The 25,890-nt window shown below is 58.4% G+C and carries 28 protein-coding genes; 17 read left to right on the top strand and 11 right to left on the bottom strand.

The window, feature by feature from the left end:
* The first annotated feature begins 13 nt into the window (after window positions 1–13).
* Window positions 14–724, top strand: a complete 711-nt coding sequence (ispD, locus tag DW49_RS0112740; RefSeq protein ID WP_024421273.1) for a 2-C-methyl-D-erythritol 4-phosphate cytidylyltransferase — start codon at window positions 14–16, stop codon at window positions 722–724.
* 6 nt (window positions 725–730) lie between these two features.
* Here the strand turns inward: ispD and DW49_RS0112745 are convergent, their stop codons facing one another.
* Complete coding sequence (locus DW49_RS0112745; RefSeq protein ID WP_005616009.1) at window positions 731–1,627, bottom strand: LysR family transcriptional regulator; 897 nt, start codon at window positions 1,625–1,627, stop codon at window positions 731–733.
* 104 nt (window positions 1,628–1,731) lie between these two features.
* Here DW49_RS0112745 and DW49_RS0112750 point away from each other — a divergent pair, with 104 nt between their 5' ends.
* The 8 genes from DW49_RS0112750 to rpoS all read left to right on the top strand — a co-directional run bounded on the left by DW49_RS0112750 (window position 1,732) and on the right by rpoS (window position 8,961).
* Window positions 1,732–2,844: an S-(hydroxymethyl)glutathione dehydrogenase/class III alcohol dehydrogenase gene (locus DW49_RS0112750; RefSeq protein WP_005616010.1), complete on the top strand. Its 1,113-nt coding sequence runs from the start codon at window positions 1,732–1,734 to the stop codon at window positions 2,842–2,844.
* Window positions 2,845–2,936: 92 nt separating this feature from the next.
* Window positions 2,937–3,782 carry an S-formylglutathione hydrolase gene (fghA, locus tag DW49_RS0112755; RefSeq protein WP_005616013.1) on the top strand — a complete coding sequence of 282 codons (846 nt, stop codon included), beginning with the start codon at window positions 2,937–2,939 and terminating at the stop codon, window positions 3,780–3,782.
* A gap of 53 nt (window positions 3,783–3,835) precedes the next feature.
* On the top strand, window positions 3,836–4,309 hold the full coding sequence (gene ispF / locus DW49_RS0112760; protein ID WP_003377844.1) for a 2-C-methyl-D-erythritol 2,4-cyclodiphosphate synthase: 474 nt from the start codon (window positions 3,836–3,838) through the stop codon (window positions 4,307–4,309).
* The gene (gene truD / locus DW49_RS0112765; RefSeq protein ID WP_005616017.1) at window positions 4,306–5,364 is read left to right on the top strand and encodes a tRNA pseudouridine(13) synthase TruD; all 1,059 of its coding nucleotides are present in this window, start codon (window positions 4,306–4,308) and stop codon (window positions 5,362–5,364) included. Before ispF ends, truD begins: the two co-directional genes overlap by 4 nt.
* Window positions 5,352–6,101, top strand: coding sequence for a 5'/3'-nucleotidase SurE (gene surE / locus DW49_RS0112770; protein WP_005616019.1), 750 nt, complete (start codon window positions 5,352–5,354; stop codon window positions 6,099–6,101). The genes truD and surE overlap by 13 nt, the downstream gene beginning before the upstream one ends.
* Window positions 6,102–6,142: 41 nt before the next feature.
* Window positions 6,143–6,778 (top strand): protein-L-isoaspartate(D-aspartate) O-methyltransferase, encoded by a 636-nt coding sequence (locus tag DW49_RS0112775; protein ID WP_003377850.1) that lies wholly within the window; start codon window positions 6,143–6,145, stop codon window positions 6,776–6,778.
* 204 nt (window positions 6,779–6,982) lie between these two features.
* On the top strand, window positions 6,983–7,849 hold the full coding sequence (locus DW49_RS0112780; RefSeq protein WP_003377852.1) for a peptidoglycan DD-metalloendopeptidase family protein: 867 nt from the start codon (window positions 6,983–6,985) through the stop codon (window positions 7,847–7,849).
* Window positions 7,850–7,953: 104 nt separating this feature from the next.
* A complete protein-coding gene (gene rpoS / locus DW49_RS0112785) occupies window positions 7,954–8,961 on the top strand; it encodes an RNA polymerase sigma factor RpoS (RefSeq protein ID WP_005616022.1) in 1,008 nt (335 codons plus the stop codon).
* 540 nt (window positions 8,962–9,501) lie between these two features.
* Here the strand turns inward: rpoS and fdxA are convergent.
* Together fdxA and mutS are read right to left on the bottom strand one after the other, a co-directional pair.
* Complete coding sequence (fdxA, locus tag DW49_RS0112790) at window positions 9,502–9,825, bottom strand: ferredoxin FdxA (RefSeq protein ID WP_005616024.1); 324 nt, start codon at window positions 9,823–9,825, stop codon at window positions 9,502–9,504.
* 246 nt (window positions 9,826–10,071) lie between these two features.
* Window positions 10,072–12,639 carry a DNA mismatch repair protein MutS gene (gene mutS, locus DW49_RS0112795; RefSeq protein ID WP_183144920.1) on the bottom strand — a complete coding sequence of 856 codons (2,568 nt, stop codon included), beginning with the start codon at window positions 12,637–12,639 and terminating at the stop codon, window positions 10,072–10,074.
* Between the two features lie 477 nt (window positions 12,640–13,116).
* On the opposite strand from mutS, the gene DW49_RS0112800 reads away from it, so the two are divergent.
* The 3 genes from DW49_RS0112800 (at window position 13,117) to recX (ending at window position 15,248) form a co-directional block, all read left to right on the top strand.
* Window positions 13,117–13,617: a CinA family protein gene (locus tag DW49_RS0112800; RefSeq protein WP_005616028.1), complete on the top strand. Its 501-nt coding sequence runs from the start codon at window positions 13,117–13,119 to the stop codon at window positions 13,615–13,617.
* Window positions 13,618–13,710: 93 nt separating this feature from the next.
* Complete coding sequence (gene recA / locus DW49_RS0112805) at window positions 13,711–14,775, top strand: recombinase RecA (RefSeq protein WP_004397594.1); 1,065 nt, start codon at window positions 13,711–13,713, stop codon at window positions 14,773–14,775.
* A gap of 5 nt (window positions 14,776–14,780) precedes the next feature.
* Window positions 14,781–15,248: a recombination regulator RecX gene (recX, locus tag DW49_RS0112810; RefSeq protein ID WP_005736185.1), complete on the top strand. Its 468-nt coding sequence runs from the start codon at window positions 14,781–14,783 to the stop codon at window positions 15,246–15,248.
* 4 nt (window positions 15,249–15,252) lie between these two features.
* Here the strand turns inward: recX and DW49_RS0112815 are convergent, their stop codons facing one another.
* Complete coding sequence (locus tag DW49_RS0112815) at window positions 15,253–16,374, bottom strand: LOG family protein (protein ID WP_005616030.1); 1,122 nt, start codon at window positions 16,372–16,374, stop codon at window positions 15,253–15,255.
* Between the two features lie 191 nt (window positions 16,375–16,565).
* Window positions 16,566–16,982 (bottom strand): quorum-sensing-regulated virulence factor family protein, encoded by a 417-nt coding sequence (locus DW49_RS0112820; protein WP_004397588.1) that lies wholly within the window; start codon window positions 16,980–16,982, stop codon window positions 16,566–16,568.
* Between the two features lie 378 nt (window positions 16,983–17,360).
* Between DW49_RS0112820 and DW49_RS0112825 the strand changes: the two genes are divergently transcribed.
* The 3 genes from DW49_RS0112825 (at window position 17,361) to DW49_RS0112840 (ending at window position 19,421) form a co-directional block, all read left to right on the top strand.
* Complete coding sequence (locus DW49_RS0112825) at window positions 17,361–18,071, top strand: tRNA-uridine aminocarboxypropyltransferase (protein WP_005616033.1); 711 nt, start codon at window positions 17,361–17,363, stop codon at window positions 18,069–18,071.
* Window positions 18,072–18,323: 252 nt separating this feature from the next.
* Window positions 18,324–18,971 (top strand): response regulator transcription factor ErdR, encoded by a 648-nt coding sequence (gene erdR / locus DW49_RS0112835; RefSeq protein WP_005616037.1) that lies wholly within the window; start codon window positions 18,324–18,326, stop codon window positions 18,969–18,971.
* 84 nt (window positions 18,972–19,055) lie between these two features.
* Window positions 19,056–19,421 carry a diacylglycerol kinase gene (locus tag DW49_RS0112840; protein ID WP_004397580.1) on the top strand — a complete coding sequence of 122 codons (366 nt, stop codon included), beginning with the start codon at window positions 19,056–19,058 and terminating at the stop codon, window positions 19,419–19,421.
* A gap of 1 nt (window position 19,422) precedes the next feature.
* Here the strand turns inward: DW49_RS0112840 and DW49_RS0112845 are convergent, their stop codons facing one another.
* Window positions 19,423–20,349, bottom strand: a complete 927-nt coding sequence (locus DW49_RS0112845; protein ID WP_005736179.1) for a LysR family transcriptional regulator — start codon at window positions 20,347–20,349, stop codon at window positions 19,423–19,425.
* A gap of 123 nt (window positions 20,350–20,472) precedes the next feature.
* On the opposite strand from DW49_RS0112845, the gene fpr reads away from it, so the two are divergent.
* Entirely contained in the window at window positions 20,473–21,252 is a 780-nt protein-coding gene (gene fpr / locus DW49_RS0112850) for a ferredoxin-NADP reductase (RefSeq protein WP_005616041.1), read from the top strand.
* A 79-nt stretch (window positions 21,253–21,331) separates the two neighbouring features.
* Here the strand turns inward: fpr and tsaA are convergent, their stop codons facing one another.
* The 5 genes from tsaA to rimO all read right to left on the bottom strand — a co-directional run bounded on the left by tsaA (window position 21,332) and on the right by rimO (window position 25,272).
* Window positions 21,332–22,024 (bottom strand): tRNA (N6-threonylcarbamoyladenosine(37)-N6)-methyltransferase TrmO, encoded by a 693-nt coding sequence (gene tsaA, locus DW49_RS0112855; RefSeq protein WP_024420376.1) that lies wholly within the window; start codon window positions 22,022–22,024, stop codon window positions 21,332–21,334.
* A gap of 13 nt (window positions 22,025–22,037) precedes the next feature.
* Window positions 22,038–22,499, bottom strand: a complete 462-nt coding sequence (locus DW49_RS0112860; RefSeq protein ID WP_004397572.1) for a YehS family protein — start codon at window positions 22,497–22,499, stop codon at window positions 22,038–22,040.
* An 82-nt stretch (window positions 22,500–22,581) separates the two neighbouring features.
* Window positions 22,582–23,292 carry an rRNA pseudouridine synthase gene (locus DW49_RS0112865; RefSeq protein ID WP_004397570.1) on the bottom strand — a complete coding sequence of 237 codons (711 nt, stop codon included), beginning with the start codon at window positions 23,290–23,292 and terminating at the stop codon, window positions 22,582–22,584.
* A 93-nt stretch (window positions 23,293–23,385) separates the two neighbouring features.
* Complete coding sequence (locus DW49_RS0112870) at window positions 23,386–23,826, bottom strand: GNAT family N-acetyltransferase (RefSeq protein ID WP_005616045.1); 441 nt, start codon at window positions 23,824–23,826, stop codon at window positions 23,386–23,388.
* A gap of 102 nt (window positions 23,827–23,928) precedes the next feature.
* On the bottom strand, window positions 23,929–25,272 hold the full coding sequence (gene rimO / locus DW49_RS0112875; RefSeq protein WP_004397566.1) for a 30S ribosomal protein S12 methylthiotransferase RimO: 1,344 nt from the start codon (window positions 25,270–25,272) through the stop codon (window positions 23,929–23,931).
* Between the two features lie 286 nt (window positions 25,273–25,558).
* On the opposite strand from rimO, the gene DW49_RS0112880 reads away from it, so the two are divergent.
* Entirely contained in the window at window positions 25,559–25,825 is a 267-nt protein-coding gene (locus DW49_RS0112880; protein WP_024421275.1) for a type II toxin-antitoxin system RelE/ParE family toxin, read from the top strand.
* Window positions 25,826–25,890: the final 65 nt, after the last annotated feature.

Raw genomic sequence — 25,890 nt, forward strand, 5'->3', positions numbered from 1 at the left:
TCAAGTGGGTGCGATGACTGACTTTCTTCCTGCCTTCTGGGCAGTGATACCTGCGGCGGGCATCGGTGCTCGCATGGCAGCTGACCGTCCCAAGCAATACCTGCAACTGGGCGGCCTGACAATTCTTGAACACAGCCTGCTTTGCTTTCTCGATCATCCAAGGCTCAAGGGCCTGGTGATCAGCCTGGCTGTGGACGATCCATACTGGGCTGCGTTGCCCTGTGCGCATGACTCGCGTATCCAGCGGGTAGACGGCGGGCGCGAGCGTTCCGGCTCGGTGCTCAACGCGCTGCTGCATCTGCATGCGCAGGGGGCAAGTGACGACGACTGGGTGCTGGTGCATGACGCTGCGCGCCCGAATCTGGCGCGCAGTGATCTGGACAACCTGCTCGGTCAGTTGGCAGGCGACCCGGTCGGAGGGCTGTTGGCCGTGCCGGCGCGCGACACCCTCAAGCGTGCCGACAGCGATGGCCGGGTGGTTGAGACCGTTGACCGAAGCCTGATCTGGCAAGCGTTCACGCCGCAGATGTTTCGCCTGGGTGCCTTGCACCGCGCCCTAACCGACAGCCTGGTGTCGAATGTCAGCATCACTGACGAGGCATCGGCCATCGAGTGGGCGGGGCAGTCGCCGCGTTTGATCGAAGGGCGCTCGGACAACATCAAGGTCACTCGCCCTGAAGACCTGGAATGGCTGCGCCAGCGTCGCAGCGAATTTGGCCGTTAGCGGCCGCTACTGGCGATATTCATCCTGCATCGCCAGCCCTTCTTTCAGATAATCCACCAGTTTGCGCACTTTGGGCGACAGGTGACGTTGTTGCGGGTAAAGCGCCCACACGGCCGTGTTGGGTGGTTGATGCGCTTCCAGCAATGACACCAACGCTCCTTCTTTGAGGTGCTTTTGCACGTAATAATCGGGCAGTTGACACAGCCCGACCCCTTGCAATGCGGCATCCAGCACGGCCTGCCCGCTGTTGCAGCGCCAGTTGCCTTGTACTCGTTGGGAAAACTCGCGGCCGTTCTGTTGCAACTGCCAGGTATCGCTGCCCCCGATCAGGCAATTATGGCGGCTCAGTTCCGACAGGCTGTGCGGTCGTCCATAGCGTTCGAGATAGGAAGGCGATGCGCACAGGTACATTTGCCGTGGCGCAAGGCGCGTCGCGACCATGCGCGAATCCTGCAGTCGGCCCAGACGAATCGCCAGGTCCATGCCCTCATGAACCAGATCCAGCGTGTCATTGCTCAGTTCGATATCAACGCGCAGCTGCGGATACAGCTCAATGAAGCGGGTCACCAAGGGCGTGATAAAGCGCTCGCCATACGCCACTGCGCAGGTCATGCGTAACAGGCCTTTCGGCTCGCTGGCCAGATCACCGACCGCGCGCAAGGCTTCTTCGCGACCGTCCTGCAGGCGCTGACAGTGATGCAGAAAAGTCTGGCCTGCCTCGGTCAGTGCCACCTTGCGCGTGCTGCGATACAGCAGGCGAGTCTGCAAGCGTTCTTCAAGGCGCACGATCTGGCGGCTGACGTGTGACGAAGAAACGCCCAGTCGTAGCGCTGCCGCCGTGAACTGCCCGCATTCAGCGACTGCGACAAACTCGTCCAGACCTTCCCAGCGATTGGTGTACATCGATTATCCCTGTACAGCATTAATGTTTTGCTTTTGGTCGTATTACTCGTCAATTGGCACTGTACTACACTGCAAACCTTGTTTTTACTCGTCGGAGAAGATTGATGATCAAGTCACGCGCCGCTGTCGCCTTTGAAGCCAAAAAGCCACTGGAGATCGTTGAAGTCGATGTCGCCATGCCCAAAGCGGGAGAAGTGCTGCTCAAAGTAGTGGCATCCGGCGTCTGCCACACCGATGCGTACACGCTTTCCGGAGCCGACCCTGAGGGGATCTTCCCGTCGATTCTCGGCCATGAAGGCGGCGCGATTGTCGAAGCCATTGGCGAGGGCGTCACCTCTGTGGCGGTCGGTGATCACGTCATTCCGCTGTACACCCCGGAATGCCGTCAGTGCAAATTCTGCCGGTCGGGCAAAACCAACCTGTGTCAGGCGATCCGTTCGACTCAGGGCAAAGGCCTGATGCCGGATGGCACCACGCGCTTCTCTTATAAGGGCGAGCCGATTTTCCACTACATGGGCACCTCGACCTTCTCCGAGTACACCGTGCTGCCGGAAATCTCGGTGGCCAAAATCGACAAGAAAGCCCCGCTGGAAAAAGTTTGCCTGCTGGGTTGCGGCGTCACCACCGGTATTGGCGCAGTGCTCAACACCGCCAAGGTCAAGCCGGGCGATACCGTAGCGATCTTCGGTCTGGGCGGTATCGGCCTCTCGGCGGTGATTGGCGCAGTCAAAGCCAAGGCGGCGCGAATTATCGCCATCGACATCAACCCGGCCAAGTTCGAGATCGCCAAACAGCTCGGCGCGACCGATTGCGTCAATCCGAAGGACTTCGACCGTCCGATCCACGAAGTCATTGTTGACATGACTGATGGCGGCGTCGACTTTTCGTTCGAGTGCATCGGCAATGTGCAGCTCATGCGTTCAGCGCTGGAATCCTGCCACAAGGGCTGGGGTGAGTCGGTAATCATCGGCGTGGCCGGTGCCGGTCAGGAGATCTCGACCCGTCCATTCCAACTGGTGACCGGGCGCGTCTGGCGCGGTTCGGCGTTCGGGGGCGTACGTGGTCGTACCGAATTGCCAAGCTACGTCGACATGGCGCAGACCGGCGAAATCCCGCTGGACACGTTCATTACCCACACAATGGGCCTGGAAGACATCAACAAGGCATTCGACCTGATGCATGAAGGCAAAAGCATCCGCACCGTCATTCATTTTTGAGGAGCAGCGGCAAGCTTCAAGCGGCAAGCGAGCTTTGCGCCCGCTTTTAGCTTGCTGCTTGAAGCTTGCCGCTAATTGCTGGAGACCCTTCTATGCCTTTGGAAAATATTTCGTGCCAGAAAAGCTTCGGTGGCTGGCACAAGCGTTACAAGCATCACTCTCAGGTGCTGGGCTGCGACATGGTGTTTGCCGTTTACCTGCCGCCACAGGCAGAGCAGGGTGGCAAGCTGCCCGTGCTGTATTGGTTGTCGGGCCTGACCTGCACGGACGAAAACTTCATGCAGAAAGCGGCGGCCCTGCGATTTGCAGCCGAGCTGGGCATTATCGTCGTGGCGCCTGATACCAGCCCGCGCGGTGCTGATGTACCGGACGACCCTGAGGGTGCCTGGGACTTCGGTCACGGCGCAGGTTTCTACCTCAATGCCACCGAACAGCCGTACGCACGGCATTATCAAATGCACGATTACGTGGTCAAGGAGTTGCCCGCACTGGTCGAAGCGCACTTTCCGGCCTCACAGGCCCGCAGTATCAGTGGCCATTCGATGGGCGGTCACGGCGCGCTGGTGTGTGCCTTGCGCAATCCGGGTCGTTACAAATCGGTGTCGGCATTTTCGCCGACCAGCAGTCCGATCGATTGCCCGTGGGGCCAGAAGGCATTCTCGCGTTACCTGGGCGAAGACCGCTCGCGCTGGCGTGAATGGGATGCCAGCGTGTTGATTGCCGAGGCTGCGGAAAAACTTCCGACACTGGTCGATCAGGGCGATCGTGACGATTTTCTGCTCAATCAACTCAAGCCTGAAGTACTGGTCCAGGCCGCGAAAGCTGCGCAGTACCCGCTCACACTGCGGATGCAGCCTGGCTACGACCACAGCTATTTCTTCATCTCCAGTTTCATCGAAGACCATCTCAGGCATCACGCCGCAGCCTTGAACAGCTAACGCGCGCCAAAGCAGGTAGAATCACGCCCTGACTTTTTTCAGGGCGTTTTTTTATGCGTATTGGCCATGGCTATGATGTGCACCGTTTCGCTGAAGGCGATTTCATTACCTTGGGCGGCGTGCGGATTGCACACGGGTTCGGCCTGCTGGCCCACTCCGATGGCGATGTCCTGCTGCATGCGCTGAGCGATGCGCTACTGGGCGCGGCGGCGCTGGGCGACATCGGCAAGCACTTTCCGGACACAGACCCACAATTCAAAGGCGCTGACAGCCGCGTATTGCTGCGTCATGTGCTCAAGCAGATCCACGAAAAAGGCTGGAAGGTCGGCAATGTCGACGCCACCATTGTTGCCCAGGCACCGAAAATGGCACCGCACATCGACGCCATGCGTGCGTTGATCGCCGAGGATCTGCTCGTGGAGCTGGACCAGGTGAACGTGAAAGCGACGACCACGGAAAAACTCGGCTTCACCGGCCGTGAAGAAGGCATTGCGGTGCATGCTGTCGCGTTGTTGCTGCGCGCATGAACGAACTCGAACTGCTGGGCCCGCGGGCCTACGGCGATGCACTGGGCCGTGCTGCCCTAAAGGCGACAGCCGAAGACTTTCAGGTTGACGAGGTGCTCGATATCCCGCTGTCCGACGATGGCGAGCACTTGTGGCTGTGGGTCGAAAAGCGCGGCCTGAACACCGAGGAAGCCGCTCGCAGGCTGGCACGTGCCGCAGGTGTTCAGTTGCGCACGGTCAGTTACGCCGGATTGAAAGACCGCCAGGCGCTGACCCGCCAATGGTTCAGCATTCAGCTGCCGGGCAAGGCCGATCCAGACCTTTCGGCCGCGCAGGACGCTACGCTGCAGATTCTCAAGAGCGGGCGACACAAGCGCAAATTGCAGCGCGGTGCCCACGCCGCCAATGGTTTCACGCTCAGGCTGACCCAGCTGGAGGGTGACAAGGAGGCGTTGAATCAACGCCTTGAAACCATCGCCCTGCAGGGCATACCCAACTATTTCGGTGTGCAGCGTTTCGGCTATCAGGGCGGCAATCTGGGCGAGGCGCGCGATTACGCAGGCCGTAAGGCGCTGCCTGAACAACGTGCAGTGCGTTCGCGGCTGTTGTCCACCGCGCGCAGCTACCTGTTCAATCGGGTCTTGGCAGTGCGTGTTGCCGATGGCAGCTGGCAGAAGGCTCAGGTAGGCGATTTGCTGGCGTTCACTGACAGCCGCAGCTTTTTCCCGGCTGATGTTGATGAATGCAGCGACCCCCGACTGGCCATTCTCGACCTCCATCCCACCGGCCCGCAGTGGGGTGAAGGCCCATCGCCAGCTGGTGGTGCCACCGCAGCGCTGGAAAACGCCATCGCCAACGATGAGTCGGTGCTGCGCGACTGGCTGGTCCGGGCCGGTATGGAGCACGAACGTCGCATCCTGCGACTGCCCATTGGGCGGCTGACGTGGCATTATCCCGAGCCTGACATTCTGCAACTGGAATTCGTCCTTCCGCCCGGATGCTTTGCCACTGTTTTGGTGCGCGAACTCGTTGATCTGGTGCCGGTTGGGCAGACGGACAGCCCATGCGTATTCTGATATCAAATGATGACGGGGTGAACTCGCCCGGTCTTGCAGCGCTCTATGCGGCGCTGGCGGACTATACCGAGTGCGTGGTGATCGCGCCTGATCAGGACAAGAGTGGTGCCAGCAGTTCGCTGACACTTGATCGGCCGTTGCACCCGCAAACCCTGGCTAATGGCTTCATCAGTCTCAACGGTACGCCGACCGACTGCGTGCACCTGGGGATTCACGGGCTGCTGGAGCGAGAGCCCGGGATGGTGGTTTCAGGCATCAATCTGGGTGCCAATCTGGGCGACGATGTACTGTATTCCGGAACGGTCGCCGCAGCGCTTGAAGGGCGTTTTCTGCAGCGTCCCTCGTTTGCTTTTTCGTTTTTGTCCCGTCAGCCGGATAACCTGGCGACGGCGGCGCATTATGCGCGTTTGCTGGTCGAGGCCCACGAGCAATTCGACCTGCCACCCCGCACGGTACTGAACGTGAATATTCCGAACCTGCCGCTGGAGCATATCCGCGGCATTCAACTGACCCGATTGGGCCACCGTGCCCGCGCTGCGGCGCCGGTCAAGGTGGTCGATCCGCGGGGTCGCGCCGGTTACTGGATCGCTGCTGCCGGCGACGTCGAGGACGGCGGTGCCGGGACCGACTTTCATGCGGTCATGCAGGGTTATGTGTCGATCACCCCGCTACAGCTGGATCGCACCTGTCAGGACGGCTTCAGCAGCCTGAACAACTGGCTGGAGGGGCGGCGCTGATGTCTCGCGAGCAGGATGATCTACTACGACGCGGGATCGGGATGACCTCGCAGCGAACCCGCGAGCGCCTGATTCAGCGCCTGTGCGAAGAAGGCATCGCCAACGAGCGTGTGCTTGACGTTATCCGCAAGACGCCCCGGCACCTGTTTGTCGATGAAGCGCTGGCGCATCGCGCCTATGAAGACACTGCGCTGCCAATCGGCCACAACCAGACCATTTCCCAGCCTTACATGGTTGCGCGGATGAGCGAGCTGCTGCTGGCAGCCGGGCCGCTCGACAAGGTCATGGAGATCGGCACGGGTTCCGGCTATCAGACCGCCGTGCTGTCGCAACTGGTGGAGCGGGTGTTTTCGGTCGAGCGCATCAAGGGCCTTCAGGACCGCGCCAAGGAACGGCTGGTCGAACTCAACCTGCGCAACGTGGTTTTCCGCTGGGGCGACGGCTGGGAGGGGTGGCCGGCTTTGGCGCCCTACAACGGCATCATCGTGACGGCGGTCGCGACCGATGTGCCGCAGGCGCTGCTCGATCAACTGGCACCTGGAGGACGGCTGGTCATACCGGTGGGTGCTGGCGAGGTTCAGCAACTGATGCTGATCATCCGTGAAGAAAACGGGTTTTCCCGGCATGTACTCGGTGCTGTGCGCTTCGTCCCGCTGCTCAATGGGCCGATTGCGTAAAGATTGTCTGCACCCGCGAGTGAATTCTGGCGTCAGTCCTCGGTCTACAGCGCGCGGCCCGAAATGTTAAATGGCCTGATGGCATCATTTCATGTAGCTGATTGATACATAAAACGTTTCAGCGCTTAATCACTGGCTGCCCGTCGCTATTACGGCACAATAGGCATCTTTTTGAATTCAGTCACCAGTAAAAGGGAGTGGCGGGTGAGTCTCACAGTCATTCAGCAGCTCAGGTCTTCAAGAAATTTTCAGCGTCTGGTGATTGGCATTGCTCTCAGTGTCCTTTTGGTCGGCTGCTCCAGCTCGCCCTCGGGCGGTGTTCGCGTGGTCGATCGCAACGGCAACACCGTAGCGCAACGTCCGACAGTGACCACCGGTCAGTACGTCGTCAGGCGCGGTGACACGCTCTTTTCGATTGCATTTCGTTACGGCTGGGACTGGAAAGCGCTGGCGGCCCGCAATCAGATCCCGGAGCCGTTTACCATCAAGCCAGGTCAGACAATTCGCTTTGATGGACGCTCCTCTTCAACACCCGAGGTCGCTTCAGGGCCTTCCGGTACACGTCCAGTGACGACGACATCGACCAGCACGAGCAGCTCGGGCTCGGTCAAAACCACGGTTATTTCCAAGCCGATCACGGTTGTACCTGTGGTGATACCACCCTCCGCAACCACCGGCACAGGCCCGGCGGGCAAGTCTCCGACGGGTTGGACCTGGCCTTCGAGTGGCATTTTGATAGGTAAGTTTTCCTCAAACGGCAGTTTGAATAAAGGAATTGATATCGCTGGTGATTTGGGACAGCCTGTTTTGGCAGCGTCTGATGGTTCAGTTGTTTACGCCGGAAGTGGATTACGGGGCTACGGCGAATTGATCATCATCAAACACAGCGATACCTACGTCAGTGCCTACGGTCATAATCGCAGGTTGTTAGTACGGGAGGGGCAACAGGTCAAGGCAGGGCAGACGATTGCCGAGATGGGGTCAACAGGAACTGACCGGGTGAAACTGCATTTTGAGATTCGCCGCCAAGGGAAACCTGTAGATCCATTGGGATTCTTGCCACGCCGTTGATAGTTGCCAGCCTGTTCCTGACGTAAATAGGAACAGGCTCACGTGTTGCCATGGAACCAGGCGGCACTGGAGCTTGAGGTCGAACTCACCAAAGGACTAAAACAATGGCTCTTGGCAACGAAGCGCCGGAGTTTGACATCGATGATGAAGTGCTCCTTATGGAAGCCGGCATTGTCCTGAAGGAAGCGTCAAACGAGAAGCAGCCTGCTGCTGCCTCGGGACGCACCAAGGCCAAGCAATCAACGTCGCTCAAACAACACAAATACATTGATTACACGCGGGCGCTCGACGCTACCCAGCTGTACCTCAATGAAATCGGGTTTTCCCCTCTACTGTCTCCGGAAGAAGAAGTGCATTTTGCGCGGTTGTCGCAAAGTGGAGATCCGGCCGGGCGCAAACGCATGATTGAGAGCAATCTGCGGCTGGTGGTTAAAATCGCCAGGCGTTACGTCAATCGTGGTCTGTCATTGCTGGATCTGATCGAGGAGGGCAACCTTGGCTTGATCCGCGCCGTTGAAAAGTTCGATCCCGAACGCGGCTTCCGCTTCTCTACCTATGCCACCTGGTGGATTCGTCAGACCATTGAGCGTGCGATCATGAATCAGACCCGGACCATCCGGTTGCCGATTCACGTGGTCAAAGAGCTGAACGTCTACTTGCGTGCAGCCAGAGAGCTGACCCAGAAGCTTGATCACGAGCCATCCCCTGAAGAGATCGCCAACCTGCTGGAAAAACCGGTAGGGGAGGTCAAGCGTATGCTGGGCCTTAACGAGCGCGTATCGTCGGTGGACGTCTCTCTGGGGCCTGACTCGGACAAGACCCTGCTCGATACCCTGACCGATGACCGTCCGACCGACCCGTGCGAGTTGCTGCAGGACGATGATCTGTCGCAAAGCATCGACCAGTGGCTGTCCGAGCTCACCGAAAAGCAGCGTGAGGTCGTTATCCGCCGCTTCGGTCTGCGCGGGCACGAAAGCAGCACGCTTGAGGATGTAGGGCTTGAGATCGGTCTGACGCGCGAGCGTGTCAGGCAGATACAGGTTGAGGGGCTGAAACGCCTGCGTGAGATCCTCGAAAAGAACGGCCTGTCCAGCGAGTCACTCTTCCAGTAACCCACCCACCGCGTAAACCCGAAGCCGATATAACACATGATGTGTATATCGGCTTTTTTGTATGTTTTGCGTCATTTCAATACGTCGAGGCCTTTTGCCAGGTGAAGCCTTTGTTGCTGGCGGCAGAGGGCGTGACGAGGTGGGCGGTGTGCAAACCTTGTAAGTCATCGCGCACGCGTGCTGTAAGTTATCTAGGTATCGAAGGTGAGACTTGTCGTCATTCAGTCGTTCTTTTGTTGGCAAGCTGATGATTTAAAGCATTTTTATTTTTAAGGCGTGCTGCTGCGGAAATATTCTGGATCGTTTCGGGTGTTGCTCTGTGAGGTTAAATCTCTACTATCGAAGCTGTGCCAACGGACAGGCACAGGCCATCAAGGATGACGGTCAGGACATCGCGGGAAGCGATTCATCAGGACGATGACAAGGGAATACAGGGATTAAGGACAAAATGTGGGCGGGTCATACCGCCCCTTTTTTTCGTCTATGCAAAAGTGAATTTAAAAAAAAGGCCCTTCAAAGGGCCTTTTGTCTGTCTGGAGACTAGCGTTCCAGATCTTGGATCTTGCCTTTCTTGCCATCCCATTCGGCAGCATCGGGCATGCTGTCTTTCTTCTCGGTGATGTTGGGCCACACCTCGGCAAGTTCGGCGTTGAGCTCGATGAAGTTCTCCATACCGGCCGGGATCTCGTCTTCCGAGAAAATGGCCACAGCAGGGCATTCAGGCTCGCAGAGCGCGCAGTCGATGCATTCGTCCGGGTGAATCACCAGGAAGTTCGGGCCTTCGTAAAAGCAGTCCACCGGACAGACTTCTACGCAGTCGGTGTACTTGCACTTGATGCAGTTGTCGGTGACGACGAAGGTCATTTCTAATTTTCTCCTCAGGCGGCTGCGGTAGAGCCCTTCCAGACAGGGTTGCCAGGTTCGGGAGGTTTCCCGGCCCTATGAAAACACGTGCTTTTGGTGGGTGACCTTGAGGCAGTCGGACTGCGTCGCCTGCCACCTACCCTTGGTTCGCTGCGTTTTCACGCGGCTCGAAAAGCAGCCCGGCCAGGCTAAAAGCCGGGAGCATCCCAAACCGCGCGGGATTCTAACAGTATGTAACGCTTCGCGTCACAGGCGAGTTTGCAATGTATAGAGCAAATCCAGCGCTTGTCGCGGGGTCAGGTCGTCGACCTTGATCTTCGACAGTTCGTCGAGTACCGGGTGCGGCAGGCTTGCGAACATATCGCTCTGTTGCGGGATCGCGGGTTTGCCGGGTTTTGCGCGCGGTTGTTCGTGCGGCAGGCTGGTGGTTTCCAGGCGCTGCAAGTGCTCTTTGGCGCGCGTGATGACTTTCCCCGGAACGCCCGCAAGCTGCGCAACCGCCAGGCCGTAGCTCTGGCTGGCCGGCCCCGGCAGCACTCTGTGCAGGAACACGATTCGCTCGTTATGCTCGGTGGCATTGAGGTGCACGTTGTTCACCAGCGGCTCGCTTTCCGGCAAAACCGTCAGCTCGAAATAGTGCGTCGCGAACAGCGTGTAGGCACGCAGTTGTGCCAGGCATTCTGCCGCCGCCCAGGCCAGCGACAGACCGTCGAAGGTGCTGGTGCCGCGCCCGACTTCATCCATCAGCACCAGGCTTTTATCGGTGGCATTGTGCAGGATGTTGGCTGTTTCGCTCATTTCCACCATGAACGTCGAGCGTCCGCCGGCCAGATCGTCACTGGAGCCGATGCGGGTGAAGATCCGGTCAACCAGCGACAGCTCGCAGCTGGCGGCGGGCACGAAGCTGCCAATATGGGCCAGCAGGACGATCAGCGCCGTCTGGCGCATGTAAGTGGATTTACCGCCCATGTTCGGGCCGGTGATGATCAGCATGCGTGTGCTGTCGTCCAGTGCCAGATCGTTGGCCACGAAAGGCGTACTCAGCACCTGCTCGACCACAGGGTGGCGGCCTTGTTCGATGCGCATGCACGGCTCGGCGACGAAGCGCGGGCAGTTGAGGTCCAGGTTCAGCGCGCGCTCTGCAAGGTTGCTCAGTACGTCCAGCTCGGCCAGTGCAGCCGCTGTGTCCTGCAGCGGCGCAAGGTGGCCGATCAGGTCTTCGAGCAACGTCTCGTAAAGCATCTTCTCGCGAGCCAGTGCGCGACTTTTTGCTGACAGCGCCTTGTCCTCGAACTCTTTGAGTTCCGGCGTAATAAAGCGCTCGGCACCCTTGAGGGTCTGGCGGCGAATGTAATCGGCGGGCGCCTGTTCGGCCTGTTTGCTCGGCAGCTCGATGAAGTAGCCGTGCACGCGGTTGTAGCCGACTTTCAGATGGCTCAGGCCGGTGCGGGCTTTTTCCCGGGCTTCCAGATCAATCAGGAACTGACCGGCGTTTTCGCTCAGCGATTGCAGGTCGTCCAGCTCGGCGTCATAGCCGGTCTTGAGCACGCCGCCGTCACGAATCACGGCAGGCGGGTTATCGTTGATCGCGCGTTGCAGCAGGTCAGCCAGTTCCGGGTAGGTGCTGGCGGTCTGTGCGAGCTGTTGCAGGTGCGGCGCATCCAGGTCATTCATCGCCTGTTGCAACTCAGGCAAAGCGCTCAGCGCATCGCGCAGGCGGGCCAGGTCGCGTGGTCGCGCATTGCGCAGACCGATCCGCGCCAGAATCCGTTCGATGTCGCCGATTTCCTTGAGTTGCGGTTGCAGGTTCTCGAAGCGATAGCGTTCCAGAAAGCAAGTGATGGACGTCTGACGAGCCAGAAGAATGCTCAGGTCGCGCAGCGGACGATTCAGCCAGCGGGTCAGCAGTCGTGTGCCCATCGCGGTCTGGCAGCGGTCCATGACCGATTGCAGCGTGTTATCGCGGCCACCGGACAGGTTGGTGTCCAGCTCCAGGTTGCGACGGCTGGCGGCATCAAGGATCACTGTGTCGTCGAGGCGCTCGTGACGCAGGCTGCGCAAATGCGGCAGGGCAGTGCGTTGGGTTTCTTTCGCGTAACCGAGCAGACAGCCGGCAGCACCAATGGCCAATGTCAGGGTTTCGCAGCCAAAGCCTTTCAGGTCTTGGGTTGAAAATTGCTGACACAGACTTTTATGCGCCGAATCACGCTCGAAATCCCACGGCGCGCGACGCCGGGCACCACGACGTTTTTCAGCGGGCAAACCTTGCGGCCAGTCATCGGGGATCAACAGCTCGACCGGATTGATGCGCTCAAGCTCGGCCAGCAGGTTCTCCCAGCCTTTGATCTCCAGCACGCTGAAGTTGCCGCTGGTGATGTCCAGTACAGCCAGGCCGAACAGGCGTTCGTCACCGAGGACGGCAGCGATCAGGTTGTCTCTACGCTCATCCAGCAAGGCTTCATCGCTGATGGTGCCGGGCGTGATGATCCGTACGACCTGACGATCCACCGGGCCTTTGCTGGTGGCCGGGTCGCCGATCTGTTCGCAGATGACTACCGACTCGCCCAGCTTCACCAGCTTGGCCAGGTAGCCCTCGGCCGCGTGATAGGGAATCCCGCACATGGGAATGCTTTGCCCGGCCGACTGGCCGCGGGCGGTCAGGGTGATGTCCAGCAGCTTGGCGGCTTTCTTGGCGTCTTCGTAGAAGATTTCATAGAAATCGCCCATGCGATAAAACATCAGTTGATCCAGGTGCTGGTTTTTGAGTTTCCAGTACTGCTGCATCATCGGTGTATGTGCTGAGAGGTCGGAAATTGCTTTATTCATCAGTGGCTTAGGCAAGTTCTTGAGAAGAGTTGGGCAACCTTGAGGCATGACGGTTGATCCCTCTTTGAATCGAGGGGGCGTATGCCGGGTCTGTGTGATGGGCGCAAGGTTATCACGCACGGCAGCGTGGTGCAGTGGCGGCGTGGCCGCTGCTTATTGGTGACCAGGCGTTTCCTGGCAGCCATGAAGACCGATTTGCCGTATAGACTTTCCATCGCTGCCACCCGATAACCGGATGGCAATTTATAAAAAGGGACTTTTATATGAAAAACAAGCGAGCAAGGGACTCTGTCAACGGGCGCTTTATCCCCTTGGACGAAGCCAGAAAAAGGCCGAGAGAAACCACGGTGGAAACGGTCAAAAAGCCCGAGCGCAGGAAAAGCGACTGATCGGCCGGCCATTGCAGAGCCGCCGAACTGTGCTGGCGATCACCTTACAAACCTTGTGCATGAACAGGAGAACACTGTGGATCAGATAACCGGGCTTGCCGACACCCTGGGCAAGCTTCTCGACGCAATGAACGCTCAAGTGACCACGGCCGAATCCTGCACCGGCGGCGGTATCGCTGAGGCGATAACACGCATCGCCGGCAGTTCGGCGTGGTTCGAGGCAGGATACGTGACCTATTCCAATGCCCAGAAGACCAGGCAGCTGGGTGTTTCAGAGGCGTTGTTCGCGCAGGTCGGGGCAGTCAGCCAGCCGGTCGTCGAAGCCATGGTCAGCGGCGCGCAACGTGAAAGTGGCGCGCGCTTCGCTGTGGCGGTCAGCGGTGTGGCTGGGCCTGGCGGCGGTTCGGTCGACAAGCCGGTCGGTACGGTGTGGCTGTGCTGGGGTGACGGTCATGCGCTTGTCGCCCACTGTCGCCGGTTCGATGGCGACCGTGATCAGGTCCGTCGACAAACGGTCGAAGCCGCGCTGCAAGGGCTGATACAGCTTGCGCGTGGAGAAATGCCAAATCAGGGGTAGGCGCGCGCTCATCGCTGTGGAATAATACTGTCTACTTATACAGGTGTTGTGGCCATCAAGGCCCTAATTGAATTTGATTACGTGAGGACTTCAATGGACGACAACAAGAAGAAAGCCTTGGCTGCGGCCTTGGGTCAGATCGAGCGTCAGTTCGGTAAAGGTGCCGTGATGCGCATGGGCGACCATGATCGCCAGGCAATTCCTGCCATCTCTACCGGTTCGCTCGGTCTGGATATCGCACTCGGTATCGGCGGTCTGCCAAAAGGCCGGATCGTGGAAATCTACGGTCCTGAATCTTCCGGTAAAACCACGCTGACCCTGTCGGTCATCGCGCAAGCCCAGAAAATGGGCGCTACTTGTGCGTTCGTCGATGCCGAGCACGCACTTGATCCTGAATATGCCGGCAAGCTGGGCGTCAATGTAGACGACCTGCTGGTCTCGCAGCCGGACACCGGTGAGCAGGCACTGGAAATCACCGACATGCTGGTGCGCTCCAATGCCATCGACGTCATCGTTGTCGACTCCGTTGCGGCCCTGGTGCCCAAGGCAGAGATCGAAGGCGAAATGGGTGACATGCACGTGGGTCTGCAGGCCCGCCTGATGTCGCAGGCGCTGCGCAAGATCACCGGTAACATCAAGAACGCCAACTGCCTGGTCATCTTCATCAACCAGATCCGCATGAAGATCGGCGTGATGTTCGGCAGCCCGGAAACCACCACCGGTGGTAACGCACTGAAGTTCTACGCCTCGGTACGTCTGGATATCCGTCGCACCGGTGCGGTGAAGGAAGGTGACGAGGTTGTCGGTAGCGAAACCCGCGTCAAGGTCGTGAAGAACAAAGTGGCTCCGCCGTTCCGTCAGGCCGAGTTCCAGATTCTCTACGGCAAGGGTATCTACCTGAACGGCGAAATCGTCGATCTGGCCGTTCTGCACGGTTTTGTCGAGAAGTCGGGTGCCTGGTACAGCTATCAGGGCAGCAAGATCGGTCAAGGTAAAGCCAACTCGGCCAAGTTCCTGGCAGATAACCCGGAAATCTGCAAAGCGCTCGAGAAGCAGATTCGCGACAAGCTGCTCACGCCTGGCGTTGACACCAAAGCTGTCGGTTCCCGTGAAGCCGTTGTTGCCGATGACGTGGCCGAAGCAGACGCTGATAGCTGATATCCATGCCTGCTGTGCTTGATACACCTGTCGCCGTACGGCGAACCGCAATGGACCTGCTCGCACGCCGCGAGCACGGTCGAGTCGAGCTGACGCGCAAACTGCGTCAGCGCGGCGCTCCTCCTGAACTTATCGAAGCGGCTCTTGATCGACTGGTCGAGGAAGGGCTTCTGTCTGAATCCCGTTACCTTGAAAGTTTTGTTTCCTATCGGGCGCGCTCGGGCTATGGCCCTGCTCGCATCCGGGAAGAGCTTAATCAGCGTGGCTTGCAACGCGCTGACGTCGAACAGGCGCTCAAGGAATGCGGCGTGAACTGGCAGGAGAAACTTCAGGAAGTCTGGCAGCGCAAGTTTGCCGGAGAACTGCCTGTCGATGCTCGTGAGCGCGCCAGGCAGGGGAGGTTCTTGAGTTATCGAGGCTATCCACTGGATATGATCGGCCGCTTGCTAAGCGGCCGTGGTGGAGATGACTGATCGCTCAAAGCGTCTGTTGTGGCGCTTGATCCTGCGTGGCATCTCTTACTGCTGAGGCATCTGCCCAGTGTTCCTTCACGTTGATGTAGTCCGCCAATTCACGAAGCCTGCCCTGATTGCGCCCTGTGAAGGTAAACGCAAGCCGCGTCAGGTGGCTGAATTGCACTTCATCGTGCTCTTCACCCTGATAACCGTGCTGGTGGAAGTTTTCATTGATGCACAGGTCGGCGAACGCTGCCTGCATATGTTCAAGCGCCTGCTCACTGAGTGCATGATGCATGCGGATCACGAATTTATTCTTCAGCCAGCGGCTGGAGTGGAAGTTGCGGTAAAACTGGTTGATCTCTTCCACTGCCTCGTCGGGGCTATAAACCAGTCTCATCAGTTTCATGTCGGCTGGCAGGATGTAGTGGTTGTCCTGTAGCTGATTCTTGATGAAGTCCAGCGCGCCTTGCCAGAAGCTTCCGCTAGGGGTGTCCAGCAACACGACCGGCACCAGCGGGCTTTTGCCGGTCTGTATCAGCGTCAATACTTCCAGCGCTTCATCCAGTGTGCCGAACCCGCCTGGGCAGAGCACCAGTGCGTCGGCTTCCTTGACGAAGAACAGCTTCCGAGTAAAGAAGAAATGGAAGGGCAGCAGGTTTTCAGTGCCTTCCACGGTCGGATTGGCGTGCTGCTCGAAGGGCAGCGTGATATTGAAACCCAGGCTGTGTTTGAGGCCAGCGCCCGCGTGGGCTGCTGCCATGATGCCGCCGCCTGCGCCGGTGATAACCATCATGTCGGACTGGGCCAGTTTTTCGCCCAGTTCTCTGGCCTGTGCGTAAAGCGGATGCTCCATGGGCGTACGGGCAGAGCCGAACACGGTGACTTTGCGGCGGCCCTTGAAGCGTTCCAGTACCCGAAAGGCTTTGTCCAGTTCGCGCAGGGTCTGCAGCGTAATCTTGACGTCCCAGCGGTTACGGTTGTCTTGGGCCATACGCAGCACCGTGAGCATCATGTCTCGGTACAACGGTAGATTTCGTGTGCCGGGGGCCACCTCGTTGATGTGCGCTTCAATCTTGCCGGTCAGTTCGAGACCGTTGCTTTGAAAGTGTCGGGATAGAAGATCGTCAGGTACATAAGGCATTCGGGATTTCTCCTCCTGCAGAGTCAATGGCCCACTGGGCGCGTTGAATCGATCATGTGCCGGTTCGCAGAGAAAGGCTACCCGTTCTCGGTTCGTTTGCAGGCTTGATAAGTTTCAGAATGTCTATGGCCGGTTGGCCGAGCGCGCCTGGTGGTCAGGCGCGCGGGAAGGGCGCTGCGTATAGGTGCAGCTTACTTCTTGGCTTTTACAGTGCAATCCGAAGCCTGAAAGGTCTGGGTCGCGACCGGGCGATTGGTCTTGTACTCGGTGAACTGATACTTGAGTACCGCGCCCTTGGTCATCAACTGGCGAAAGCCGTTGTTATGACAAACGCTGTTGCCCAACTGATTGCGCATCACGTCCGGGTTGGCACGCATCTGCTGCGCCTGACCTTCACGCACGCTGAGGTGATTGATCAGCTGGTTGCCGCTGACGGTGTAGCCCTGATCGAGAATGTCTTCGTTGATCGCTCTCGGCGTGCCGACACTGCTTTCCTTCGCGACTTTTTCCAGCATTTTGCTGAGTTCGAAGTCCTGTTTCGACGCCGCTTGGGCGCACAGTGGAGCAACGAGCAAAAGCGTGAGGGTAGGGACGATAAGGCGCAGCATTAAACTCTCCTGATTAAGTGGCTGGCCGTTGGACCAGCGACTTCAAAGTGCGTTCCGGGCAAACCGCCAATAGCACGGGTTGCGGTGGCGCAGCAGTATAGAGCAGGAGTCTCCACAGAGCCTAGGCTCTGTACATAAAGTGGCTGCGCTCGGTGATGCTGCGTTAAAAACAGGCTCGTGCGCGAGTCCGATCGGAATGCTCATTTACAACACGTAGAGTCGAACGCGACCCCGGCCGTTCCTCGCCTGTTTTTGCCTTGCCTGACCTTCGCTCGCCGACTTTTCGTACAGACCCTGAGGCTCTGATAAACTGCGCACACTTTAACCCTGCCGAGTTTTTCTGGTGTCGATGTACTTCCTGTATTGGCGTGACCTGCAATGAACCATGCCGTTTCCCGCCTGCGCGATGAGCGTTTGGCTCGCAGCACCAAGCCGTTTATTGCGCGTGGCTCCCGCGCTCCACGCTGCCAGCAATGCCGGGTCATCGACAGTTATTGCCTGTGCGCGTGGCGGCCGACGGTGGTCGCCGAGTCGGGCATGTGCCTGCTGATGTACGACACCGAACCGATGAAGCCGACCAATACCGGCTGGCTGATCGCCGATGTCATCAAGGACACGTATGCCTTTGGCTGGTCGCGAGTTGAAATCGACCCGCACTTGCGGGCCTTGCTGGAAGACCCGCAGTGGCAGCCTTACATCGTCTTTCCCAGCGAGTTTGTCGCCCAGGAGCGTGTGGTCTCTGAGGTGGCGCGCGAAGACGGCAAGCGTCCGCTGTTCATCCTGCTTGATGCCACGTGGAACGAAGCGCGCAAGATGTTTCGCAAAAGCCCTTACCTGGAAAAATTTCCGGTGTTGAGCCTGGCACCTGAGCAGATTTCGCGTTACCGCTTGCGTCGATCCAAGCGCGACGATCATTTCTGCACCGCTGAAGTTGCCGCCTTGTGTCTGGAGCTGGCAGGGGACGTGAGCGCCAGCGGCGTGCTGGATGCTTATCTGGACGTGTTCAGCGCCCATTATCTGGGGGCGAAATTTCAACGTCCGATTGATCCGGATGACATGGCGCACACTTATTTAAAAGCTTTCATTTAGAGGCTTTTCAGTCGCGGGGCGGTGCGGGTCTGCGCGTGCTGGGCTAATTGCCATCCCCGTTCACAGACAACCGCGCTTCGCGCTTGACCGTCATGGTGTTGCTGGGCATGCTTGGCGCCGCCTGGAAGCCGATTCATCTGGTCTGGCGTTGCACTGCTGCCGTCGTTGAATGACGATGAGTGCAGTGCGAGTTGCCAGCCTTGCTGCGCGGCCGGTTTTGCCGGCCACTCACTATAAAAACGGGATCATTACATGACCTACGACATCCTGATCGCTGATGATCATCCCCTGTTTCGCAGCGCGCTGCGTCAGGCGTTGACCATTGGTCTTGGGCCTGAAGCGCGGCTGGTCGAGGCTGAAAGCATTGCCCAGCTGGAATCGCGTCTGGGGGAGAAGGCCGATTGGGATCTGGTTCTGCTGGACCTGAACATGCCGGGAGCGTATGGCTTCTCCGGGCTGGTCCTCCTGCGCGGTCAGTACCCGCAAATACCGGTGGTGATGGTTTCGGCTCAGGAAGAAGCGTCGATTGTGGTGCGTTCCAGGGAGTTCGGTGCCAGCGGGTTCATTCCCAAGTCTAGTTCGCTGGAAGTCATTCAGCAGGCGGTGCGCACCGTGCTCGATGGCGATGTCTGGTGGCCACCGCAGGTCAACGAATTCGTCAGTGTGTCAGATGAGGCCAAAGCTGCCAGTGCGGGCCTTGCCAGCCTGACACCGCAGCAGTTTCGCGTGCTGACCATGGTCTGCGAGGGCTTGCTGAACAAGCAGATCGCTTCCGAACTCAGTGTGTCCGAGGCCACTATCAAGGCACACGTCACCGCTATTTTCCGCAAGCTGGGCGTACGCACACGGACCCAGGCAGCCCTGTTGTTGCAACAGCTTGAATCCATTTCGTCCAGTTAAGGGCTATTCAGGTAACAAGGCTTCACGCTTTTTTGACCTTTATTGCCTTAGCTTTCCTCATCTTTTTTACACAGCAGTCTTTCTATGTCGCCCTTCAAAGGCCAAACCGGTCTGAAACGTATCCTCAATGCCGCAGGTTATTCCCTGGACGGCATGTCCGCTGCCTTCAAAGGCGAAGCAGCATTCCGTCAGTTGGTACTGCTTAACGTGGTACTGATTCCGCTGTCGTTTTTCCTGCACGTCAGCAAGGCGGAGCACGCTTTGCTGGTTGCCGTGTGCCTGTTGGCATTGATCGTGGAGTTGCTTAACTCCGCCGTCGAGGCGGCCATCGATCGCATTTCTCTGGACCTGCATCCGTTGTCCAAGAACGCCAAGGACATGGGCAGTGCTGCGCAGTTTATTGCGCTGAGCATGATCGGCCTGGTGTGGGCGATCGTTCTGCTGGGCTGATTCAGTACAGGCTCGGCAGTACGATCTCGTCGCTACGCTGTACCCCGGCGGTAAAGGCGCGGCACAGTTCGAGAAACTCGCGCATGGCAGAGGTCTGGTATTTCTGCTTGTGCCAAATGAAATAGAACTGACGCGACAGATCCAGCTCTGGCGTGGCCAGTTCGACCAGATTGCCGCGACGAAACGCATCGCGCAGCGCCAGTCTGGAAATGCAGCCAATGCCCAGCCCTGACTCGACCGCTCGCTTGATGGCTTCGGTGTGCTCCAGCTCCAGCCGCACATTCAGGCCGTTGCGATGATGACGCATGGCCTGATCGAACGTCAGGCGGGTGCCGGAGCCTTGTTCTCGCAGGATCCATGCTTCGCGGGTCAGTTCTTCCAGGGTCACCTGCGCGCGCTTGGCCAGCGGATGCTGGGGTGCACAAAACACCACAAGCTCATCCTCGACCCAGGATTGCACTTCGATGTCCGGGTGACTGCAATCGCCTTCGATCAGGCCCAGGTCAATCTCGTAATGGGCAACCTGCTGGACGATGTGCGCGGTATTCTGGACGTGCAGTTTGACCTGGCTTTCCGGGTGGCGCTGCATGTAGCCGCCGATGAGCAGGGTCGCCAGGTAATTGCCGATGGTCAGTGTGGCCCCGACGGCCAGCGAGCCAAAGCCTGATTTGCCATTGAGCAGGTCTTCGATTTCCTTGGCCTGATCCAGCAACGCCACGGCCTGTGGCAACAGCTGCCTGCCGGTGGCGTTGAGGCTCAGCCGTTTACCGGCGCGATCGAACAGCTGGCAGCTCGACTGGCGCTCAAGTTCGGTGATGGAGGTGCTGGCAGCCGACTGCGACAGCGAAAGCAGCACCGCCGCTTTGGAGACGCTTTCCTGCCGGGCTACGGCGACGAACACTTGAAGCTGGCGGAGAGTAAATCGCATATCTATATAACCGATAACCTATATCTTGATAATTCATTTAACAGATATTGTGTCTGCCACTAGAATGTCGCGCAATAGCGCAGTGCTTCTGCGCGCACTATTTTTTCAGGAGTCCTCACGTACATGAGCAACATGAACCACGAGCGTGTCCTCAGCGTCCACCATTGGAACGACACCCTCTTCAGTTTCAAGTGCACCCGCGACCCTGGTCTGCGTTTCGAGAACGGTCAATTCGTCATGATCGGTCTGCAGCAACCCAATGGTCGTCCGCTCATGCGCGCTTACTCGATTGCCAGCCCGAACTGGGAAGAGCATCTGGAGTTCTTCAGCATCAAGGTGCCTGACGGCCCTTTGACCTCGCAGTTGCAGCACCTCAAGGAAGGCGACGAAATCATCATCAGCAAGAAGCCTACGGGTACGCTGGTGCTGGACGACCTCAAGCCGGGCAAGCATCTATACCTGCTGAGCACCGGTACAGGCCTCGCGCCGTTCATGAGCGTCATTCAGGACCCGGAAACCTACGAGCGTTTCGAGAAGGTCATCCTGTGCCACGGCGTGCGTTACGTGAACGAGGTCGCCTATCGCGAGTTCATCACCGAGCACCTGCCGCAGAACGAGTTCTTCGGTGAGTCGCTGCGCGACAAGCTGATCTACTACCCGACTGTCACCCGCGAGCCGTTCGAGAACGAAGGTCGCCTGACCGATCTGATGCGCAGCGGCAAGCTGTTCAGCGACATCGGCCTGCCACCGATCAACCCTCAGGACGACCGCGCCATGCTATGCGGCAGCCCGAGCATGCTCGACGAAACCAGCGAAGTACTGAACAGCTTCGGCCTGACCGTGTCTCCGCGCATGCGTGAGCCAGGCGATTATCTGATCGAGCGTGCATTCGTCGAGAAGTAAATCAGGCTGACAAGACCCGCCTTTTCCTTGACCGGATCAGGCGGGTTTTTAGTGCGCGGGATTTGTTGCAGACATCGTTTCAGGCGCGCAGCACTTCAAGCACACAAATAACGCCCGCTTGCGGGTAGTGCCAGCGCACATCCACATCCCAGAACCGGACACCGTAGCGGCGTTCCGGCGTAGGCAACTGATAAGCTGGACGCGGGTCCTGCGCCAAGCACTGTTCGATCAGCTCGACCAGCGGCTCACCCAGGCGCAGCGCGTGTTCACGGGCCTGTAGAAGGGCGGCGTCCTGCCATTGCACCGGTATCAGGGCCGGCGCAGCACTGGCGATTTGGTTGGTCGCCTCGGCAATGACATCGGCGTAGGGCACATAAGGCTTGATATCCAGCACCGGCGTGCCATCCAGCAAATCGATGCCCGACAACCACAGCCGGCCTGCTTCGACCTTGTCCAGCTTGACCACAGACTGGCCGATGCCATTGGGGCGATGCGTTGCCCGAGTGGCAAATACGCCCATCGATTGATTGCCGCCCAGGCGTGGCGGGCGCACCTTCAAACGTGGCTTGTCTTCCAGTGCCAGATGGAACAGAAAAAGCAGCCAGACATGACTGACCTGTTCCAGCCCCTGAACGGCCTCACCTTGATCGAACGGCGCGACCAGCTCGAGCACTCCACGAGCGGCCGGAGCCAGCTGTGGCTGGCGCGGGATGGCGAACTTCTCCTTGAAACAGGAGCGCACGAAGCCGACAGGGGTGACGTTGTAACTCATGATGTCAGCCGGTTCAGCCACGTACACGCAGGGTCAGACCCTTGAGGAAGTTGCGCAGCAGTTGATCGCCGCACGCGCGGTAGTTGGTGTGCCCGACCTTGCGAAACAGTGCGCTCAGCTCTGGCTTGGAAACCGGAAATTCTGCAGCTTTGAGGATGGCGTGCATGTCGTCTTCTTTCAGTTCGAAAGCTACGCGCAGTTTTTTCAGAACGATGTTGTTGGTGATCGGCAGATCGATCGGCTGCGGCGGACGGCTTTCGTCCTTGCCACGCTTGAAGTACACCAGCCCATCAAGGAAATGCGCCATGATTTCATCGCTGCAATCCAGATAGCCTTCTTCTTCCTCTTTCTTCATGAAAGCGATGACATCGCTTTTGGATACTTCAAAACCGGTCAGGCCGATGATCTCGACAATCTTGCTGTCGCTGATATCGAGCATGTAGCGCACGCTGCGCAGTACGTCGTTGTTCATCATGAGGCGTGTTTCCTGATAAGTCGTATGGCGGCGCATGACGGTGACCATGCGCGCTGTAAATAGGTGGGGGGTGACGAAGGCGTTAGAACTTTTCCTTGGTCGTCATGTAGCGCCACTGGCCTTCGGGCAGTTTGCCCATGGACACGCCGCCGATGCGGATGCGGCGAATGGCGACGATTTTCAGGCCGACGGCCTCACATAAAAGGGCGATGATGCCGGGCTGCGGGTTTTTCATCGCAAAACGCAGGCGGTTCTCGTTCTGCCAGCTGGCCTTCACGGCGGGCAGTTCCTTGCCCTTGTAGGTCAGGCCGTGGTTGAGACGGTTCAGGCCGTGAGCAACCATCTCGCCCGAGATTTCCACCACGTATTCCTGCTCGATCTTGCTGCGGTCGTCGGTGAGCTTGCGCAGGATTTTCCAGTCCTGGCTGAACACCATCAGCCCGCTGGCATTGGCTTGCAGGCTCGAAATCGCCTCAAGGCGCATGAAATGGCCTTTGAGCGGACGCTTGCTGTAGCTGTGCTCTGCAGAAAGGGTGCCCGGGGTAATCATCTGCAAGGCGCTTTCGGCGCTGGCCGAGGCAGGCTTGTGCAGAATGATAGTGACCGATTCCGGCGAATCGGCCTTGGCGTCCGGGCTCAGTTCGATTTTCTGGGTGCTGACCTTGAAGTGCGGCTCGTCGATAACCACGCCATCCACTGTGACCCAGCCACCCTCGATAAACAGTTCGGCCTCCCGGCGGGAGCAACCGACCAGCTCGATAAGGCGTTTGGAAAGGCGAATGGGGTCTGTCATGACAAAAAAGCCGCTTACTGATGAGAAAGGAGCCATTGTAACCGCCAAAGCCCGGTTAATCGCGGCAACATTGCAATTGCTCTGCAATCGACGTCATGGCGGGCTGATCAGGCGCATTCTGAGCATGGGGTAAGGCTGGCCAAGACCATCGACTTCGGAGCGGCTGACAACCTCAAACCCGTGCTTGCAATAAAAGCCGAAGGCTCTGGGGTTTTGCTCGTTCACGTCCAGTTCGGTAATGCCGAAGTGGCCGACAGCATGTTGCAAGAGCTGTGTGCCCAAGCCTTGATGGCGGTACTCCGGAGCGATGAAGAGCATGTCCAGCCGGCCACGGTTGACGCCGGCAAAGCCTGCGATGTTCTGCTCGTCGGTGCGCAGGCAGAACAACGTGACGCTGTCCAGGTACTGGGTGAGCAATCCCTTGAGCCGGATAACGTAAGCGTCCGGCATAAAGTCATGGGTGGCGCGTACCGAGCGCTCCCACACTTCAACCAGTTCCGGGTAATCCTTTGTGTCCGGTGCACACAACTGCATAGCGCGTCCTCTTTGTCATACCAGTCGTCGGTAGACACCATCCGCCGACAAAAAAGCCCTGCCGTGTGAAGGGCAGGGCTTTTTGATGACGCGTGGCCGATGTCAGAGCATCTCGGCCCACAGGTCATATTCGTCGGCGTCGGTGACGCGACACATGATCTTGTCGCCCGGCTGGACGGTGCTGCCGTCTTCAAGACCGATGAACACGTTGCCATCGATTTCCGGCGCATCGAAGAAACAACGGCCTACCGCGCCGCGATCATCGACTTCGTCGATCAGCACTTCGATTTCCTTGCCGATCTTCATCTGCAGGCGGGCTGCGCTGATGGCCTGTTGATGAGCCATGAAGCGATCCCAGCGATCCTGTTTGACGTCATCCGGCACAATGGCGGCGTCCAGCAGGTTGGCAGGAGCACCTTCTACCGGCGAGTACTGGAAGCAGCCGACGCGGTCCAGCTGGGCTTCGGTCAGCCAGTCCAGCAGGTATTGGAAGTCTTCTTCGGTTTCACCAGGGAAGCCGACGATGAACGTCGAACGAATGATCAGATCAGGGCACTGCTCGCGCCAGTTCTTGATACGTGCCAGGGTCTTGTCTTCAAAGGCCGGGCGCTTCATCAGCTTGAGGATTTTCGGGCTGGCGTGCTGGAAGGGGATATCGAGGTACGGCAGGATCTTGCCCGCCGCCATCAGCGGGATCAGCTCATCGACGTGCGGGTACGGGTAGACATAGTGCAAACGAACCCAGACCCCCATCGAGCCCAGCGCCTGACACAGCTCGGTCATGCGGGTCTTGACCGGCTGACCGTCCCAGAAACCGGTGCGGTATTTGACATCGACGCCGTAGGCGCTGGTGTCCTGGGAAATCACCAGCAATTCCTTCACGCCGGATTTGACCAGACGCTTGGCCTCATCCAGCACATCGCCAACCGGACGGCTGACCAGCTTGCCGCGCATCGACGGGATGATGCAGAAGCTGCAACTGTGGTTGCAGCCTTCGGAAATCTTCAGGTACGCGTAATGGCGCGGAGTCAGCTTGACGCCTTGCGGCGGCACCAGATCGATCAGCGGGTTGTGATCCTTGCGTGGCGGCACGACATCGTGCACGGCATTGACCACCTGCTCGTACTGCTGCGGGCCGGTCACCGACAGCACACTCGGGTGTACGGCGCGAATCACGCTTGCATCGACGCCCATGCAGCCGGTGACGATGACCTTGCCGTTTTCCTTGATCGCTTCGCCGATCACTTCCAGCGACTCGGCCTTGGCCGTGTCGATGAAGCCGCAGGTATTGACCACAACCACGTCGGCGTCCTCGTAGGTCGCAACGACTTCGTAACCTTCCATGCGCAGTTGGGTCAGGATGCGTTCGGAGTCAACGAGCGCCTTGGGGCAACCCAGAGAAACGAATCCGACCTTGGGGGCGGATGGCGTGGTGACGGTGGACATGGCAAACCTCGGCGTGAAGGGCACCTGAACGCAACGCGCAGGCACTGACTGGGCGCTCGGTGCGCCTCTGATCAAAAAGTGCGCAATTCTAGCGGTGAGTGGCCGGGATGACCAGCGTTTGGGTGAGAATAACGATGGGTGTCAGGCGTGGAGTTGATCAGCAATGGCAATGACGATTGATTTTATACCCAAATGGGAATATATTTTTGGGTGTCTGTCGTAGGGAAGCGAGTAGGTTGTGAAGTCATTGTATTGGGTCAGTAGTTGCAAGAAAAATCTTCTCGACATGCCTGACGAGGTGCAGGATGTATTTGGATTCGCCCTGAGTCTCGCGCAGGAAGGCTCCAAACACTCTCAAGCCAAACCGATGAAGGGTTTCTCCGGAGCAGGGGTGTTGGAGGTCGTTGAGGACTATGATGGTGACACCTATCGCGCTGTATATACCGTGAAATTCGATGCAATGGTCTACGTTCTGCACTGTTTTCAGAAAAAGTCGACCTCGGGCATTAAAACGGGGCGGTTTCAGAGGCTGAGTGCAACACCCGGCTATTGAGTTAGGGATGGACTCTCATGATGCTTGGACATCATTTCCGTCATCATTTCGATAGGGCATCTGTA

The sequence above is a fragment of the Pseudomonas avellanae BPIC 631 genome (genome assembly GCF_000444135.1).
Taxonomy (GTDB): domain Bacteria; phylum Pseudomonadota; class Gammaproteobacteria; order Pseudomonadales; family Pseudomonadaceae; genus Aquipseudomonas; species Aquipseudomonas avellanae.